Raw genomic sequence first — 16,007 nt, forward strand, 5'->3', positions numbered from 1 at the left:
GCAAAAGTGCCCTCGACACTGGCCTCCGTGGTTCTACGGTCACTGGAGGCGCGGGCCCGTGGGCAACCCCCTTGCGGGGACTGCCGCGTGTAGCTCCGGGCGGCATACGGCGAACGGCTGTGGAGTTGTGGTGCTGCGCGTACCTCACGGGAGATACAGGTATGCCGTATGCGGGGCCTGACGGAAACCAGACTCTGCCGGAACGCCACACCGCAAGGCAATTCTCCACTGCGTGTGAAAGATCACACCTGGCATGTCGCCGCCGATTCGAGAAAAGTCCTGTGCAACACGACGCCGCCCGGCTAGGCTTTCGGGCCTTTGCCGGGCGGCGCCAACTCACCTTCCCGCTATGGGGGTTTTGACCGGTACGACCCTCAGAGGTTCTCTAGCATCTCGGTCACCAGCGCGGCGATCGGGGAGCGCTCCGAGCGCGTCAGCGTGATGTGGGCGAAGAGCGGGTGGCCCTTCAACTTCTCGACCACGGCGACCACTCCGTCGTACCGACCGACCCGCAGGTTGTCCCGCTGGGCGACATCGTGGGTCAGAACGACCCGCGAATTGGCCCCGATCCGGGACAGAACGGTCAGCAGGACATTGCGCTCCAGCGACTGCGCCTCGTCCACGATCACGAAGGCGTCGTGCAGCGAACGACCGCGGATGTGCGTGAGCGGCAGGACCTCCAGCATCCCGCGGTTCAGCACCTCCTCGATGACCTCGCGCCCGGCGACCGCCGAGAGGGTGTCGAAGACCGCCTGCGCCCAGGGGCTCATCTTCTCGGAGGCGTCCCCGGGCAGGTAGCCGAGGTCCTGGCCGCCCACCGCGTACAGCGGCCGGAAGACCATCACCTTCTGGTGCTGCCTGCGCTCCAGGACCGCTTCCAGTCCCGCGCACAGCGCCAGCGCCGACTTTCCGGTGCCGGCCCGGCCGCCCATCGAGATGATCCCGATCTCGGGGTCGAGGAGGAGGTCCAGCGCGATCCGCTGCTCGGCGCTGCGGCCGTGCAGTCCGAAGGCCTCGCGGTCGCCGCGTACGAGCCTGACGTTGCCGTCCGCCGTGACCCGGCCGAGGGCCTTGCCGCGCTCGGACTGCAGGACCAGTCCGGTGTGCACGGGCAGTTCCGCGGCCTCCGGCACGTAGAGACGGTCCTCCGAGTAGAGGAGGTCCACCTGCTCCCCGGAGAGCGCGAGGTCGCTCATGCCCGTCCAGCCGGCATCGGTGATCGCGAGCTCCGCGCGGTACTCCTCGGCGATCAGCCCCACGGAGGAGGCCTTGATGCGCAGTGGGAGATCCTTCGAGACCACCGTGACGTCGTAGCCCTCGGCCTGGAGGTTGCGGGCGACCGCGAGGATCCGCGAGTCGTTGTCCCCCAACCTGAAGCCGGCGGGCAGGACGCTCGTGTCGGAGTGGTTGAGCTCGACGCGCAGGGTGCCGCCCAGATCGCCCAGCGGGATGGGGGCGTCCAGGCGACCGTTGCGAACCCGGAAGTCGTCGAGCAGGCGCAGGGCCTGGCGCGCGAAGTAACCGAGTTCGGGATGGTGCCTCTTTGCCTCCAGCTCGGTGATCACCACGATCGGGAGCACGACCTCGTGCTCGTCGAAGCGGGAGATCGCATTGGGGTCTGCCAGCAGGACGCTGGTGTCGAGGACGTAGGTCCGCCTGTCGGGCAGGCGGCTCTTTGTGCTGGTCACCACGGAAGGACGTACCCCCTCGGAAGAGGTCGGGCCATGAAGACCGGACCGGTCATCGGCACCCATGCCAGGGCCGATTTCCGGCCCTCCACTCCGTCCGTGCGAGCCGCACGTGCGTCCTGGTGCAAAGGGCCTCCCGGGCGGACGACCCCATGCCGTCCGCTGAGACTCGACACCCGTGGATCGGGCGTCGACCTGAAAGGGATATTCCCCGAACAAGCCAGGCCATGCCATGGCATATGACGGACGCTCGGTGAATCCCTGGTGAAGGCTTCGAGGGGAGGGGGCGTCGGGACCCGGGGGGCGAAAAACCCCCTACGGTGACTCAGGTCCCGTAGCGCCGGTGACGGGCCGCGTAGTCGCGCAGGGCCCGCAGGAAGTCGACCTTGCGGAAGGCCGGCCAGAAGACTTCGCAGAAGTAGTACTCGCTGTGCGCGCTCTGCCAGAGCATGAATCCGGACAGCCGCTGTTCGCCGCTGGTGCGGATGACGAGGTCCGGGTCCGGCTGGCCGCGCGTGTAGAGGTGCTCGGCGATGTGGTCGATGTCGAGGATCTCGGCGAGCTCCTCGAAAGAGGTGCCCTTGCGCGCGTGCTCCAGCAGCAGCGAGCGCACCGCGTCGGCGATCTCCTGGCGGCCGCCGTAGCCGACGGCGACGTTGACCAGTATTCCGTCGACGTCGTGGGTGGCCTGCTCGGCCTCCTTGAGCACGTTCTGCGTCCGGGCGGGCAGGATGTCGAGGTTGCCGACGTGATGGACGCGCCAGCGGCCGTCCGCGGCGAGGCCCCGCACGGTGTTCTCGATGATGTTGAGCAGCGGGCGGAGCTCGACCTCCGGCCGGTCCAGGTTGTCCGTGGAGAGCATCCACAGGGTGACGACCTCGACGTCCGTCTCGGTGCACCAGCCCAGCATCTCGGAGATCTTGTCGGCGCCGGCCTGGTGGCCCTGCTCCGTCGTCCCTCCGGACGCCTTCGCCCAACGGCGGTTCCCGTCCAGGATGACGCCGATGTGCTTGGGCGCCGCGTCATGGTCGAGGCGGCCTTCCACCCGGCGTGCGTAAAGCCTGTACACCAGGTCGCGCAACTTCACGATCTTCCAGCCCCTCCGTGCCTTGCCCCCGTGCGAAATGCGGTCCCTCCCCCGAGTCCGCCACATTACTGCGCGGTGGGATCGGGTACCCAACTCGGTCTGTCACAACTCCGTGATAGGGAGGACAACGTGACTGATACCAATCCCTATCGGGCAGAGCCCTCGCGCTACGACTCCATGGAGTACCGGCGCACCGGCCACAGCGGCCTCAAGCTCCCCGCCATCTCCCTCGGCCTCTGGCACAACTTCGGCGACGACAGGTCCCTGGAGTCCCAGCGGGCGATCCTCCGCCGGGCCTTCGACCTCGGCATCACCCACTTCGACCTGGCGAACAACTACGGCCCGCCGCCCGGCTCGGCCGAGCTGAATTTCGGCAAGATCTTTTCGCAGGACTTCGCGTCCTACCGGGACGAGCTGATCCTGTCGACCAAGGCCGGCTACCTGATGCACCCCGGGCCGTACGGCGAGTGGGGCAGTCGCAAGTACCTGCTCAGCTCGCTCGACGCCTCGCTCAAGCGGATGGGCGTGGACTACGTCGACATCTTCTACTCGCACCGCTTCGACCCGGAGACCCCGCTGGAGGAGACCATGGGCGCCCTCGCGTCCGCGGTCCAGCAGGGCAAGGCCCTGTACGTGGGCGTCTCCTCCTACACGGCGGAGCAGACGACCGAGGCCGTACGGATCCTGCGCGAAATGGGCGTGCGCCCGCTCATCCACCAGCCCTCCTACTCCATGATCAACCGCTGGACGGAGGAGGACGGGCTGCTGGACGCCCTGGAGGACTCCGGCATGGGATGCATCTCCTTCGCGCCGCTCGCGCAGGGGATGCTGACCGGCAAGTACCTGAAGGGCATCCCGGCGGACTCGCGGGCCGCTCAGGGCAAGTCCCTGAACCCGGACCTGCTCTCGGACGAGGTGCTCCGCCGGCTGACCGGTCTGAACGAGATCGCGGCCCGCCGCGGGCAGTCCCTCGCCCAGCTGGCGCTCAAGTGGGTGCTGCGCGACGACCGCATGACCTCGGCCCTGATCGGCGCGTCGAGCGTGCCGCAGCTGGAGGAGAACGTGGCCGCGCTGGCGTCCGCGCCGCTCGGGGAGGAGGAGTTGAAGGAGATCGACTCCCTCGCCGTGTCCACCCCCGGCACCAACATCTGGGCCCAGCGCGGCTGACCTGCGCTTTTGTCGCGCAGCGCGGTCGAGAAGCCGGAAAACAAAAAACGGGCCGGTCCGTGGGGGGGATACGGACCGGCCCGAGGGGGGGGTTCCACCATAACCCTTCGTAAAGCATGCTGCGTGCATTGGCGCACGATGATTACGCTCCGAAACCACCCAGCAGCACTCCGGTGAGTGCTCCGGCCGCCATGAAAGGGCCGAACGCGTAGCTCTGATTCCGCTCGTCGGAGCGGCGCAGCAGCAGGGTCAGCCCGTACAGGGCCCCGTAGAGCAGGCCGAGGAAGGCCCCGGCGGCCCATACCCCCCACCCGTACCACCCAAGAGCGACCCCCAGCGAGAGCGCCAGCTTGACGTCGCCGAAGCCCATTCCGGCGGGGTTGATCAGATGGAGCAGCAGGTACGCCGCTCCGAGCGCGCCGCCGCCCAGCAGCGCGAGCCGCCATTCGCCTCCGGCGCGGGGCAGGAGGGCGGCCGCACCGAGCCCGGCGGCGGCCGCGGCGGCGAGCGGCAGGGTCAGTACGTCCGGCAGCCGGTGCACGGCGCGGTCCACGAGCGAGAGCAGAACGGCCACCGGGGCGAGCCCCGCAAAGGCCAGCGCCTCGGGCCGCACCCCGGCGGCGGCCGCGAGCAGGGCGCAGAGCGCCCCGACGAGGGCGGCGAGGGGGACGGCGCGCCTCCCGTAGGCGTGCGGCGCCGCAGACTCGGGGGGCCGGCCGCCGGCGCCCCGCAGGACGGCCTCCGCGGGAACCCGGCAGCGGGCCGGCCCGAGCCAGCCGCGCACCCGGTGCCCCTGCGGGCAGCGGTCGCGCCAGGGCTCCCCCGGCTCGACGGAGAACCGGTACGCGGCACGCGGCAGCAGCGATCCCGCGGCGGCGCCGTATCCGGCGGCAAGAACGATCAGGGCGACACCCATGCGGCGACGGTAGCGCCGACGGGTGCGGCTGCGCGGGGCGGGGAGCAACTCCGCGCAGCGGCACACCGCCCCTGGGGGTGTCTAGGCTGGCCGCCATGGCGAATTGGCGTGACGGCAACGGCACCCTGCGGGTCGGCGCGGACCCTGCGGAGATCCCGCTGGAGGTCGCCGCCTCGTACGGGGCGCGGACCCGCGGGCTGCTCGGGCGGGACGGGATCGACGGGGCGATGCTGCTGACCCCCGCGGCGAGCGTGCACACCTTCCGGATGCGGTTCGCGATCGACGTGGCCTATCTGGACCGCGAGCTCGGCGTGCTCGCCGTGGTCACCATGGCGCCGGGCCGGCTCGGGCTGCCGCGCCTGCGCTCCCGGCACGTCCTGGAGTCGGCGGCCGGGGCCATGGCGGGCTGGGGCCTGCGGGCCGGAACCACCATCAAGGTGGACGTACCCGGGCGTCTCACTCCCCGCTAGGCCAGGCCCCTCGCTGGCAGTAGGTTGGGGCGGTTGAGCTGGGGCATCAGGGGAGCGGCATGACGGAGAACGCGCGGATCAAGGCGCTGGAGCAGATCATGCCGGCGACGCACGGCGCCGACGAGGACATCGACTGGCCGGCGGTGGAGGCCGTCTGGGGGACCGGGTTCCCGGCCGATTTCGTCGCGTTCATGGGCCGCTTCGGCGCGGGCTCCATCAACGGCGAGGCCAGCATCCTGCTGCCGCTGCCCAAGCCCGGACTCCAGTGGGACCCGGCGGGGATGGCCGAGGAGACCGACAACGCCCGCCAGACCTGGGAGGCGGAGGGCGGCCGGTCCGCCTTCGACGTGGACCCCGAGTCGATCATCGCCTGGGGCGTCACCGGCGGGTCGGACATCCTGTGCTGGCTCACCTCCGACCCCGACCCGGACCGGTGGCCGGTCCTGGTCTGCGGGCGGCACACCGCCGACTCCTTCGCGGTGTATCCGTACGGCATGGCCGAGTTCCTCTACCGGCTGTGCTCCGACGAGTTCGACGTGAGCCCCGTCAGCATCACCTTCTGGGACGGCGGCCACCTCAGCTTCGTGCACTGGCGCAAGGCCCAGCGGCGCTGGCAGGAGGGCCGCAACCCGGAGACGGGCGAGCCCGACCCGTACGCGGGCGAGTTCGCCGACTAGCCCGCGCCCACACCGGCACCCCGCACCCGAAGAACCCGTAGAGCCCGTTCCGAGACCGGAAACGGGCTTTTCGGCATGTCTACGCGCGTCCAGTATTCGGATCACATATCGGAAAACACCACAGGGAAAAGCCCGAGTTGGAGCATTGACCACAAGTGCGCCCCCAATGGAATCAACCACCCCTCCCTCAGGAGAGAATTCCGGCCAACGGGCCATCGAGGGACACCCCAGCCCGGAGCAACTCATAAGCAATAACTGGATCCAAAAGAAAATCAGGGGAATACACCCGTGCGACGAAGAATTTCCGGCACGACCGCCACCACGGCCGTGCTCGGTTTGCTGATACCGCTGGCCGGATGTGGTGGCTCCGGAGACAGTGCAGGTGACAGCGGTACGCTGCATCTGGTCGCCGCCGAATACGGCGACAGCCCGGCCACCAGTTCCAAGCCCTACTGGGAGAAGATGGCGGCCGATTTCACCGAGGCGAACCCCGGAATCAAGCTCGACGTCAAGCTCCTGCCGTGGGCCGACATCGACCGCGAGGTCTCTCGTATGGTCAAGGCCGGCAAGGCGCCGGATGTGGCGCTGATGGGGTCCTACTCGGACTTCGCGGCCCAGGGGGAGCTGTATCCCGCGGACGAACTCCTCTCGGTCACCGCCGAGGCGAATTTCCTCCAGCCGCTCGCCGACGCCGGCTCCGTCGGCAACACCCTCTACGGCCTGCCCTTCGTGGCGAGCAGCCGTCTCCTCTTCTACAACGACGCGCTCTTCGCCAAGGCCGGCATCAAGGAGCCGCCCAAGACCTGGTCCGACCTCAAGTCCGACGCCAAGGCCCTCAAGGACAAGGGCGTGAAGTACCCCTACGCCCTGCCGCTCGGCCCGGAGGAGGCGCACGCCGAGGCGTTGATCTGGGAGCTGAGCAACGGCGGCGGCTACGCCGACAGCAGCGGCAACTACAGCCTGGCCTCCGACCAGAACATCGCGACCTGGGACTGGGTCAAGAGGGAGATGGTCGCGCCCGGGTTCACCGGCCCGACCCCGCCGTCCCAGCTGAACCGCGCCGACGCCTTCGCCGCCTTCCTGCGCGGGGAGGTCGGCATGGTCAACGGCTATCCCTCGCTCGCCCACGAGGCGCGCGCCAAGGGCATCAGCGTCTCGACCACGTCCATGCCCGTCTCGGACGACCTCGGCACCGGTGTGCCGCCGCCCACCGTCGGCGTCGCCGACTGGATGATGGCCTTCAAGCAGAACGGCAAGCGCGCGGAGATCGGCAAGTTCCTGGAGTTCATCTACCAGGACAAGAACCTGTCGGACTTCGCCGGCCGCTACCACCTGCTGCCGTCCACCGTCACCGCCTCGCGCACCCCGGCCGGGGGCGGCCTGGACAAGAACGACACGCAGTTCCTGAACGCGCTGCGCGGCGCCCAGCTCTACCCGGTCAACGATCCGTCCTGGCTGACGGTCAGCGACACCATCAAGCGCAACATCGGACGTGCCGTGGAACCGACCGGCAATCCGAAGGGCGTGCTGGAGGACATCGCCGGACAGGCCGCCCAGGCCGCCAAGAAGCACTGAGAATTTCCCCGACACGGGACCTTCGACCCCTGCCGCAGACCACCCCGTGCGGCACCATGGCCCCTACGGCACTTGATCCAAGGCCTCGGCCCAGTCGCCCGACGAGCACCCACAAGGTGCACGGGGCGGCCGGCCTCCACCCGGACCCTCAGCGCTGCTGCCCGTGGTCCGCGGCGAACGCCGTCCGGTACTGCTCGCAGCTGGAGTTCCAGCGCAGCGTCCCGGCCAGCGTTCCGTAGCCCGAGCGCGTGACCGACCACTCCACCGTGTACTCCCCGGTGTCGCACGCGATCCGCTTGCCGCCCGCGACCTTCTCCCGCCCGGCCGCCGGCTTCCCGGTCAGTTCCCTGCGCACCTCCGCGACCTTGACCCGGTCGGCGGAGCGCAGTACGGCGTGCACGACGATCGGGTGCTCGCCCTCCTTCACCGTCAGCGCCTTCTTCACCACCGTCGAGTCCGACACCGACCAGGCGAACTCGTACCCGGGCAGCCACGCCAGGGTCTTGGGGTCGCCGACCTGGTGCCGGTAGTCCGGCGCGGCCGCGGGGCCGGGGCGGGTGACCGTCCGGTACTGGACCCCGGGGTGGAAGCGGAACTGCGCCTCCACCTTGTGCATCTCGTCCTTGGTCCACATCGACTTCATGGTCTTCTCGCCGCCGGCCGGGTCCTGGAGGTACGCCGTTCCCTCCGCGGCGGTGGCGGCCTGGCCCAGGAGGGGCGCGAGGGCCGCGGAGGCGGTGGCGAGGGCGAGAGCGGCGATGCGGGTGCGCTTCATGCCCGGCCCAACGGAACCCTCCGGCGGGCCGGAACGACGCCGGGCGCGCTTTCACCCGTACGGGAGCGCCCGCCCGGGGTCTGCGCAGGGGTCCTCGCAGGGGTCCGCCCGAGGGTCCGCTCAGGCCTGGCCGGTCTCGAAGCGGCTGATCCGGCCGCCTCCGGGGGCGATCACGAAGCGCCAGGTGGTGCGCATCTCGCCCCAGGTGTCGTTGCGGTAGTTGACGAGCAGGGTGCGGCCGCCGTCGGACTCGGACTGGACGTCCATGTGGCCGCCGGAGTCGAAGATCTCCCGGTCGATCCATTCGTCCAGGTCGCGGTCGGAGCCGTCGTCGGACATGGTCGCGTCGGCGGTCAGGACCGCGAGGAAGGCGTCCTTGTCGTGCGCGTTGACGGCGGCGACGAGGGCGCCGACCACCGGGTCGGACAGTCTGGCGGGGGCGATGGCCACAGGATCCTCCTGGTCGGGCGTACGTTCGTCCGTGCCCGACCAGGGAACAACGCGGGCGGGTCCGCGTCGTCGACCGTCACCCGTTCGCGCGGCGGACGGCGTGTCAGGGGGCGGCGGGCGCGTCTGCGGCGCGGGTGTCGGGGGCGGTGCGGACGGGGAAGCCGGTGGGCCGGCCCTGCTCCTTGAGCCAGGTCAGCACCTGGTCCAGGGCATCGACGGTCTGGGCGCGGTTGCCGCCGCCGTCGTGGAAGAGCACGGTGGGGCCGTTGCCGATCTCGCGCTTGACGGCGTTCACGATGGCGGCCGTACCCGGCTTGTCGAAGTCCTTGGTGTCGACGTTCCAGCCGAGCGGGCGCATGCCGTGCGCGGCGGCGATGCGCCGGCTGTCGGGGGTGAACGCGCCGCCGGGGGCCCGGTAGTACTCGACCTTCGCGCCGCCGCCCGCGGCTTCCTCGATCAGCTTCTTCGCCTCCAGGATCTGCTGTTCCTGGTAGGCGACGGGCTTCTTGTCCATGGCCGTGTCGTGGTTCATGGTGTGGTCGCAGAGCCGGTGTCCGGCCGCGGCCACCTTCTTCACCAGGTCGGGGTGGGCCTTGGCCTGCGGCCCGACCATGCAGAAGGTCGCCTTGACGTCGTGCCGCCGCAGGACGTCCAGCACCTTCGGGGTCCAGCGGGGGTCGGGGCCGTCGTCGATGGTGATGTTGACGGCGTTGCCGCCGCTCTCGGACGCATGGGCTATGCCGTCGGGTATCCCCTGCGGCTGCTGCCCGGGCCGGCCGTCGTCGCCGCGGCCGGAGTCGCCGGTGGCACCCGGCCGGGCCGCGTTCTGCTGGGAGGCAGCGGTTCCGTCCGGCCCGAACAGGGCCGCCGCGCCCCACACGGTGACCGCCACGGCGGCGGCCGAGGCCACGACGGCGGCACCGGTCCGGACTCCCTTGGTGTTCGCGCGCGCCAGGAAACTCATGAACTGTCCCCTCCCCATCCGCTTGGTGAGCGTTCTGTGGATCAGGACGTTCGTCACCGCCGAGGAGTTCCAGCCAAATAGCCCATAAATTCGCTGTTATGGGACTGTTGGGACCGATGGGACTTTAGTCCTGCATGGAGTTGCAACCTGCCCGCCCGAACACACCCGAAACGGACAGGTCTTCGACAGCATCCGTTCCGGATCCCAAGTCGCCGCACCCACACGGGGGTTCAATGCCGGGACGCTCGGCGAGAATGGCGCCCGTGGACTCACCGGACACCTCGCACGCCCGACCCGACTGGCCGGTGGACAAGCTGACCGCGCTCCGCCTCGGCCGGAGACTGGTGACGGAGGTCCCGGCGTCCCGCCCCGGTCGCCGCGCCTTCGTGGACGTGACCCCCACCCGGGTCCCGGCCGACCAGCGGGCGCGGGACGAGGGCTGGGTGCGCGGCGACCCGGGCCGCCGCTTCGGCCTGGAGCACCGGGAGTACGACGGCGAACGCCTCGACGGCTTCGACCACGACATCGGCGCGGTGCTCGTGGCGTCCGCCGAGGCGGCGGACGAGGCCGGCCTGCTCGCCGCGCTCACCGCGTGGGGCCTGCACCCCGGCGCCTTCGCGTACCCCTGGGAGACGGACGACCCCAGGTAGCCGCGCCCGGACGCGCCGGAAGGCGGCGCCCCCGGCCGTCCCGGTGGTGCCGCCTTCCGGCGGGGCGTACTCGGGTTCAGTGCGCGAGCGACTCCTGGGCGGCCGGAGCCGCCTTCCCGCCGTCCGCGGAGCCGGCCGGGGCGGCCGGGCCCGCGCCACGCAGTGGGACCTCCTTGACGAACCAGGCAGCGGCGAAGCCCAGTACGGCGATGGCCGCGCCGAGCAGGAACGCGGAGTGCGTGCCGGCGGCCACCGCGTGCTGGTAGGCGTCGCGCACCGCTTCGGGCAGCTTGGCCAGGCTCGCGGCGTCCAGCTGGGCGGAGCCTGCGGCGCCGGCGGCCTCCGGGCCCAGGCGCTCGGCCATGGTGTCCGTGACCCGGGTGGTGAAGAGGGAGCCCATCAGGGCCACGCCGAAGGAGCCGCCGAGCGTGCGGAAGAGGGTCGCCGAGGAGGAGGCGACGCCCATGTCCTTCATCTCGACGCTGTTCTGCGCGACCAGCATGGTGATCTGCATCAGGAAGCCGAGACCGGCGCCGAGGACGGCCATGTAGAGGCCCGACACGAGGCGGGTGGTACCGGTGTCCATGGTCGCGAGCAGGAACATCCCGACGACCATGAGCGCGCCGCCGGCGATCGGGAAGATCTTGTACTTGCCGCTGCTGGTGGTCACGCGGCCCGCGATCAGCGAGACGGCCATCATCGAGAGCAGCATGGGCAGGAGCAGCAGGCCCGAGTTGGTGGCGGAGGCGCCCTGCACCGACTGCTGGAACAGCGGGAGGTAGAGCACGCCGCCGAACATCGCGAAGCCGACGAGGAAGCCGATCACCGACATGAGGGTGAAGTTGCGGCTGCGGAAGATGTGCAGCGGCATGACCGGCTCGGCGGCCTTGGTCTCCGCGTAGAGGAACGCGGCGGTCGACAGGACGCCGACGACGATGAGGGCGAGGATCTCGACGGAGCCCCACGCGTACTCGGTGCCGCCCCAGGTCGTCACGAGGACGGTGGAGGTGATCGCGACGGTCAGCAGCGCGGCGCCGAGGTAGTCGATCCTGCCCTGCGACCGCTTCTTCGGCAGGTGCAGCACGGCGGTGACCATGGCCAGCGCGACCGCGCCGAGCGGCAGGTTGATGTAGAAGGACCAGCGCCAGCCCATGTGGTCGGTGATGGTGCCGCCGACCAGCGGGCCGCCGATCACGGCGAGGGCCATCACGCCGGCCATCATGCCCTGGTACTTGCCGCGCTCACGGGGCGGGATCAGGTCGCCGATGATCGCCATGACGCCGACCATCAGACCGCCGGCGCCGAGGCCCTGGATCGCGCGGAAGCCGATCAGCTGGCCCATGTCCTGGGCCATGCCGCTGAGCGCGGAGCCGATGAGGAAGATGACGATCGAGGTGAGGAAGGAGCCCTTCCGCCCGTACATGTCGCCGATCTTGCCCCAGATGGGGGTGGAGGCCGCGGTGGCCAGCGTGTAGGCGGTGACCACCCACGACAGGTGCTCCAGACCGCCGAGCTCGCCGACGATCGTGGGCATCGCGGTACCGATGATCATGTTGTCGAGCATGGCCAAGAGCATCGCGATCATGAGCGCCATGAGGACGACCCGCACGCTGCGCGGCTTCACCTCCTCCGAGGTCCCCGCAGGCTTGACTTTGTCCACCATGTCCACTCCCCTGGCCCTACCGCTCGCACTGCGTCCCGCACCGGAACTTACTTGCCGCCCGGCTAGTTCACTACAATGGGGACGGTAGACCCGCAACTAGCCGGGCGTCAAGTAAGTAATTGGGGAGAGCCATGTCCAGCAGCAGTCCGCAGCGGCGCCGTGGCGACACGCGACAGCGCATCCAGGACGTCGCACTGGAGCTCTTCGCCGAGCAGGGGTACGAGAAGACGTCGCTGCGCGAGATCGCGGAGCGGCTGGAGGTCACGAAGGCGGCGCTGTACTACCACTTCAAGACCAAGGAAGACATCATCATCAGCATCTTCGAGGACCTGACGCGGCCCATCGACGAGCTGATCACGTGGGCGGAGGGCCAGCCGCGCACCCTGGAGACCAAGCGCGAGGTGCTGCGCCGCTACAGCGAGGCGATGGCCGACGGCGCCGCGCTGTACCGCTTCATGCAGGAGAACCAGGCGACGATGCGCGAGCTCACCATCGGCGAGACGGTGAAGAAGCGGCTCTTCACCCTGGTGGAACTGCTCCGCACGCAGGACGGCCCGCTGACCGACCAGGTCCGCTGCGTCAGCGCGCTGTTCACGCTGCACGCCGGGATGATGTTCCTCCAGCACGTCGAGGGCAACCCGGAGGAGACCCGCCTGGCGGCCCTGGAGGTCGCCACGGACCTCATCACCCAGGCCCACCACGAGCACTCCTGACCCCGCCGCGGGACGGTGCCACCGGCGACGCCGGCGACACCCGCGACGCCGGCGCGCGCGGCGAGCCGGCTCAGGCGATGCGGCGCTCCCCGGCGGTGATCGGGACGTCGTTGATGCTCGCCTCGCGCCGCCTCATCAGGCCGTTGCCGTCGAACTCCCACTGCTCGTTGCCATGGCTGCGGAACCACTGGCCGCCGGCGTCGTGCCACTCGTACTCGAAGCGGACCGAGATGCGGTTGCGGGTGAAGGCCCACAGCTCCTTGCGGAGCCGGTAGTCGAGCTCGCGCTCCCACTTGTCGGCGAGGAACGCACGGATCTCGGCGCGGCCGGTGAGGAAGCGGTCGCGGTTGCGCCAGACCGAGTCCTCCGTGTACGCGAGGGCGACGCGCTCGGGATCGCGGCTGTTCCAGGCGTCCTCGGCGGCCTGGACCTTGGCACGTGCGGACTCCTCGGTGAAGGGCGGCAGGGGCGGGCGTACGGCGGGAGTGTCGGTCATGACGGTCACCTCTCGATTGCGAGAACGGTCGTTCTCGACAGTAGAGAACGACCGTTCTCCGCGCAAGGGGAATCTCGGCTACGCTGCCCGCATGGACGACGAAGAGGCCCGCACCCGGCTCTTGGACACGGCGGAGGAGCTGTTCTACCGGCACGGCATCCAGGCCGTCGGCATGGACCGGATCCGCACCGAGTCGGGAGTCCCCCTCAAGCGCCTCTACCGGGTCTTCCCGGCCAAGGAAACGCTGGTCACGGCCTACCTGGAACGCCGCGACCGGCGCTGGCTGGACTCCCTGCGCACCGCGGCCCTCGCCCCGGCCGAGCCGCGGGCACGCGTGCTCGCGGTCTTCGACTGGCTGGCGGACTGGTTCGCCGAGCCCGGCTTCCGGGGCTGCGCGTTCCTCAACGCGTACGGGGAGCTGGGGGCCGCGGCCCCGGAGATCGTCCGCATCCACAAGGCGGAACTCCACGCCCTGCTGGCCGGCCTGACCGCCGACCCCGCCCTCGCCGACCGGCTCCTGATCCTGACCGAGGGGGCGACGACGGTGGCCGCCCTCACCCCGGGCCCGGAGCCGGCCCACCGGGCCCGGGAGATCGCGGAGCTCCTCCTGGGAGAGTGACACAGGTCACGTCACCCCGCCCCGCGGGACTGTCACATCCGGGCCGCGCTTTCCGTCAGAGCTGTGTAACCGTCGGCACAGCGAGGGGATCACGATGGAAGCGCGTCTCAACTTCTACGGCAACGCGGTCGCGACCAAGTTCGCCCGCTACATCAACTCCGCGGGCAAGGTCATCTCGGACTCGACCCTGCCGCACGCCACGCAGGAGCTCGTGAAGCTCCGGGCCAGCCAGATCAACGGCTGCGGGTTCTGCACCGACATGCACTTCAAGGACGCCTCGCACGCCGGGGAGGACCCGGTGCGGCTGAACCTGGTCGCCGCCTGGCGCGAGGCGAAGGTGTTCACCGACGCCGAGCGGGCGGCCCTGGAACTGACCGAGCAGGGCACCCGCATCGCCGACGCGGCCGGCGGCGTCACGGACGAGGCGTGGGCCGACGCCGCCAAGCACTACGACGAGGACCAGTTGGCCGCACTGGTCACCCTCATCGCACTGATCAACGCGTACAACCGCATGAACGTGATCGTCCAGCAGCCGGCGGGCGACTACCAGCCGGGCCAGTTCGGCTGATCCCGCGCACGGGTCCGGCCCCGACAGGGGAGGGGCCGGACCCGGGGGCAACGGTCTGGGTAGGCGTACTCACGACAAGAGTCCGGACGCCCCCGACCATGGAGGGAGTCCGCATACCCTGGGGGAACCGATGACCGCCCGCACGCTCGTCCGCCTGACCTTCGCGAACCCGGCCTCGGCGATCTACCTGGGCCTCGTCGGCGCAGCCGTGGCCGTCGCGACGGGCGTCACGCTGTTCTCGCCGGACCCCGGCTTCGTATGGGTACTGCCCGCGCTGTTCGCGTTCCCGCTGTTCCTCTTCGTGACGCTGATCCATGGCGCGGCCCTCGGGAACGGTCAGCCCGCGACATGGCTCTTCCTCGCCGAGCTGATCCTCTGCGTACTGGCCCAGTCCCTCGCCCTCGGCACGATCGTGGAAGCCTCCCGCGGCCGCCTCCGCCGCGGCACTCCCCGCACTCCGACCAGCTAGTCGGACGCACCCGCACCCATGACCGGGGGCCCGGCGGGCAAGCGGGAGGCCGTCTCGCACTTCAGCTCCCGTGCGAGGTAGCGCGCGGCGTCGGCGGCGAGTTCGGACATCAGGACCGGGTCGCGCTGGGGGTCGACTTCGAGCTGACCCTTCTTCTTGACGCTGTTCAGGTCCCGGTAACGCGTGACGGTGACTTCAAGCCAGGGATATCGCACATCCGACGGGCTGTAGCAGGCCAGGAGGAGTGCCGCCTCTCGGGGACCCGTGTATCCGGGTGCCTCACCCAACCGCAGGGGGGCGCCCCTCCTCTCCAGGTAGCCAGACGAGGCCAGTGTCGAGGTGGTCCACGAGTACGCGGCCGAGATGGACCGGTCCGCAGCCATCATGGAGCACAAGGTCTTCGACTTCTGCTCCGCGGGATCGTATACGGGCTGTACGAACGTGCCTTCGTACTCCCCGCCCTTCTTCGGGAGGATCGCTGCGACTGGCGTCCCGGAGAGCACGCCACCACAGACCCGGTCGGGTACCTGAACGACGGGAACCCTGTTCGTCCACCACCAAGACCCGCCCGCCAACAGGAGCGCCGCGGCCCCGACGGCCGCAACGAGGCGGCCGCGCCGCCGCAGCCCCTTGGTCACGACTTTCCCCCGTTCTTCTGCTGAGGAGGCTGGTACCCGCTCTGCGTGTCGCGGCCATCGCCGTATCCGAGTTTGACTCGCTCACGGGCAGTGTCGCCGAAGTTCTCCTGCTCCTCCTCGGACAGTCCGGCCTCCTTGGCCCCGAGCACGGCCGCCTCATAGGCAGCGTCGGCAGTGGATTTCCGCTGCCCTCTCAGGATGTCGTTCACGCTCGACTCCGCATCCGCCGCGCTGTCACGCTCATAGTGCTTGGTGACGCTCTCCTTGACGTCCTCGATCACCCAGGCGACCGGGGCGCCAACGACCGATGCCTCAAGCGGCTTGGTCGCCAAGCCGAAGCCGCGATCGATCCACTCGGCGCCGTCCTGGAGGCCCTGGTTGAACTCGCTGTCCCCAGCCGTCCTCTCCCTGTACACGGCGTC

The 16,007-nt window shown here is 70.0% G+C and carries 19 protein-coding genes; 9 read left to right on the forward strand and 10 right to left on the reverse strand.

Features of this window, described 5'->3' with window-relative positions; translation table 11 throughout:
* Positions 1-374: 374 nt before the first annotated feature.
* Positions 375-1,691, reverse strand: coding sequence for a PhoH family protein (locus ACIQK6_RS24225; protein ID WP_030011185.1), 1,317 nt, complete (start codon positions 1,689-1,691; stop codon positions 375-377).
* A 322-nt stretch (positions 1,692-2,013) separates the two neighbouring features.
* Positions 2,014-2,775 carry an isoprenyl transferase gene (locus tag ACIQK6_RS24230; RefSeq protein WP_030011184.1) on the reverse strand — a complete coding sequence of 254 codons (762 nt, stop codon included), beginning with the start codon at positions 2,773-2,775 and terminating at the stop codon, positions 2,014-2,016.
* Positions 2,776-2,904: 129 nt separating this feature from the next.
* Here ACIQK6_RS24230 and mgrA point away from each other — a divergent pair, with 129 nt between their 5' ends.
* On the forward strand, positions 2,905-3,942 hold the full coding sequence (gene mgrA / locus ACIQK6_RS24235) for an L-glyceraldehyde 3-phosphate reductase (RefSeq protein ID WP_402695413.1): 1,038 nt from the start codon (positions 2,905-2,907) through the stop codon (positions 3,940-3,942).
* A gap of 142 nt (positions 3,943-4,084) precedes the next feature.
* Here mgrA and ACIQK6_RS24240 read toward each other — a convergent pair whose 3' ends face one another.
* The gene (locus ACIQK6_RS24240; protein WP_402695414.1) at positions 4,085-4,858 is read right to left on the reverse strand and encodes a prepilin peptidase; all 774 of its coding nucleotides are present in this window, start codon (positions 4,856-4,858) and stop codon (positions 4,085-4,087) included.
* A gap of 95 nt (positions 4,859-4,953) precedes the next feature.
* Between ACIQK6_RS24240 and ACIQK6_RS24245 the strand changes: the two genes are divergently transcribed.
* The 3 genes from ACIQK6_RS24245 to ACIQK6_RS24255 all read left to right on the forward strand — a co-directional run bounded on the left by ACIQK6_RS24245 (position 4,954) and on the right by ACIQK6_RS24255 (position 7,580).
* Positions 4,954-5,328 (forward strand): DUF192 domain-containing protein, encoded by a 375-nt coding sequence (locus ACIQK6_RS24245; protein ID WP_402695415.1) that lies wholly within the window; start codon positions 4,954-4,956, stop codon positions 5,326-5,328.
* Positions 5,329-5,387: 59 nt separating this feature from the next.
* Positions 5,388-6,005 (forward strand): SMI1/KNR4 family protein, encoded by a 618-nt coding sequence (locus ACIQK6_RS24250; protein ID WP_402695416.1) that lies wholly within the window; start codon positions 5,388-5,390, stop codon positions 6,003-6,005.
* A 288-nt stretch (positions 6,006-6,293) separates the two neighbouring features.
* On the forward strand, positions 6,294-7,580 hold the full coding sequence (locus ACIQK6_RS24255; RefSeq protein ID WP_402695417.1) for an extracellular solute-binding protein: 1,287 nt from the start codon (positions 6,294-6,296) through the stop codon (positions 7,578-7,580).
* 148 nt (positions 7,581-7,728) lie between these two features.
* Here the strand turns inward: ACIQK6_RS24255 and ACIQK6_RS24260 are convergent, their stop codons facing one another.
* The 3 genes from ACIQK6_RS24260 to ACIQK6_RS24270 form a co-directional block, all read right to left on the reverse strand.
* On the reverse strand, positions 7,729-8,355 hold the full coding sequence (locus ACIQK6_RS24260; RefSeq protein ID WP_402695418.1) for a hypothetical protein: 627 nt from the start codon (positions 8,353-8,355) through the stop codon (positions 7,729-7,731).
* 120 nt (positions 8,356-8,475) lie between these two features.
* Entirely contained in the window at positions 8,476-8,805 is a 330-nt protein-coding gene (locus ACIQK6_RS24265; RefSeq protein ID WP_402695419.1) for a nuclear transport factor 2 family protein, read from the reverse strand.
* Between the two features lie 103 nt (positions 8,806-8,908).
* Positions 8,909-9,769 carry a polysaccharide deacetylase family protein gene (locus tag ACIQK6_RS24270; RefSeq protein WP_402695420.1) on the reverse strand — a complete coding sequence of 287 codons (861 nt, stop codon included), beginning with the start codon at positions 9,767-9,769 and terminating at the stop codon, positions 8,909-8,911.
* 263 nt (positions 9,770-10,032) lie between these two features.
* On the opposite strand from ACIQK6_RS24270, the gene ACIQK6_RS24275 reads away from it, so the two are divergent.
* The gene (locus ACIQK6_RS24275; RefSeq protein WP_402695421.1) at positions 10,033-10,419 is read left to right on the forward strand and encodes a hypothetical protein; all 387 of its coding nucleotides are present in this window, start codon (positions 10,033-10,035) and stop codon (positions 10,417-10,419) included.
* Positions 10,420-10,495: 76 nt separating this feature from the next.
* Here the strand turns inward: ACIQK6_RS24275 and ACIQK6_RS24280 are convergent, their stop codons facing one another.
* The gene (locus tag ACIQK6_RS24280; RefSeq protein WP_402695422.1) at positions 10,496-12,082 is read right to left on the reverse strand and encodes an MDR family MFS transporter; all 1,587 of its coding nucleotides are present in this window, start codon (positions 12,080-12,082) and stop codon (positions 10,496-10,498) included.
* Between the two features lie 131 nt (positions 12,083-12,213).
* Between ACIQK6_RS24280 and ACIQK6_RS24285 the strand changes: the two genes are divergently transcribed.
* Positions 12,214-12,795: a TetR/AcrR family transcriptional regulator gene (locus ACIQK6_RS24285; protein WP_402695423.1), complete on the forward strand. Its 582-nt coding sequence runs from the start codon at positions 12,214-12,216 to the stop codon at positions 12,793-12,795.
* A gap of 70 nt (positions 12,796-12,865) precedes the next feature.
* Here ACIQK6_RS24285 and ACIQK6_RS24290 read toward each other — a convergent pair whose 3' ends face one another.
* Complete coding sequence (locus ACIQK6_RS24290; RefSeq protein WP_402695424.1) at positions 12,866-13,291, reverse strand: nuclear transport factor 2 family protein; 426 nt, start codon at positions 13,289-13,291, stop codon at positions 12,866-12,868.
* Positions 13,292-13,382: 91 nt separating this feature from the next.
* Here ACIQK6_RS24290 and ACIQK6_RS24295 point away from each other — a divergent pair, with 91 nt between their 5' ends.
* From ACIQK6_RS24295 to ACIQK6_RS24305, 3 genes are all read left to right on the forward strand, one after another.
* The gene (locus ACIQK6_RS24295; RefSeq protein WP_402695425.1) at positions 13,383-13,910 is read left to right on the forward strand and encodes a TetR/AcrR family transcriptional regulator; all 528 of its coding nucleotides are present in this window, start codon (positions 13,383-13,385) and stop codon (positions 13,908-13,910) included.
* 94 nt (positions 13,911-14,004) lie between these two features.
* Positions 14,005-14,478: a carboxymuconolactone decarboxylase family protein gene (locus ACIQK6_RS24300; RefSeq protein ID WP_382511208.1), complete on the forward strand. Its 474-nt coding sequence runs from the start codon at positions 14,005-14,007 to the stop codon at positions 14,476-14,478.
* 130 nt (positions 14,479-14,608) lie between these two features.
* Positions 14,609-14,947 carry an SCO4225 family membrane protein gene (locus ACIQK6_RS24305; protein WP_402695426.1) on the forward strand — a complete coding sequence of 113 codons (339 nt, stop codon included), beginning with the start codon at positions 14,609-14,611 and terminating at the stop codon, positions 14,945-14,947.
* On the opposite strand, the gene ACIQK6_RS24310 is transcribed toward ACIQK6_RS24305, so the two are convergent.
* Both ACIQK6_RS24310 and ACIQK6_RS24315 read right to left on the reverse strand, forming a co-directional pair.
* On the reverse strand, positions 14,944-15,585 hold the full coding sequence (locus ACIQK6_RS24310) for a hypothetical protein (protein ID WP_402695427.1): 642 nt from the start codon (positions 15,583-15,585) through the stop codon (positions 14,944-14,946). The two genes, ACIQK6_RS24305 and ACIQK6_RS24310, sit on opposite strands and share 4 nt — an antisense overlap.
* Positions 15,582-16,001 (reverse strand): hypothetical protein, encoded by a 420-nt coding sequence (locus ACIQK6_RS24315; protein ID WP_402695428.1) that lies wholly within the window; start codon positions 15,999-16,001, stop codon positions 15,582-15,584. Before ACIQK6_RS24315 ends, ACIQK6_RS24310 begins: the two co-directional genes overlap by 4 nt.
* Between the last annotated feature and the right edge of the window lie 6 nt (positions 16,002-16,007).

Source organism: Streptomyces sp. NPDC091682 (assembly GCF_044756625.1).
Lineage (GTDB): Bacteria > Actinomycetota > Actinomycetes > Streptomycetales > Streptomycetaceae > Streptomyces.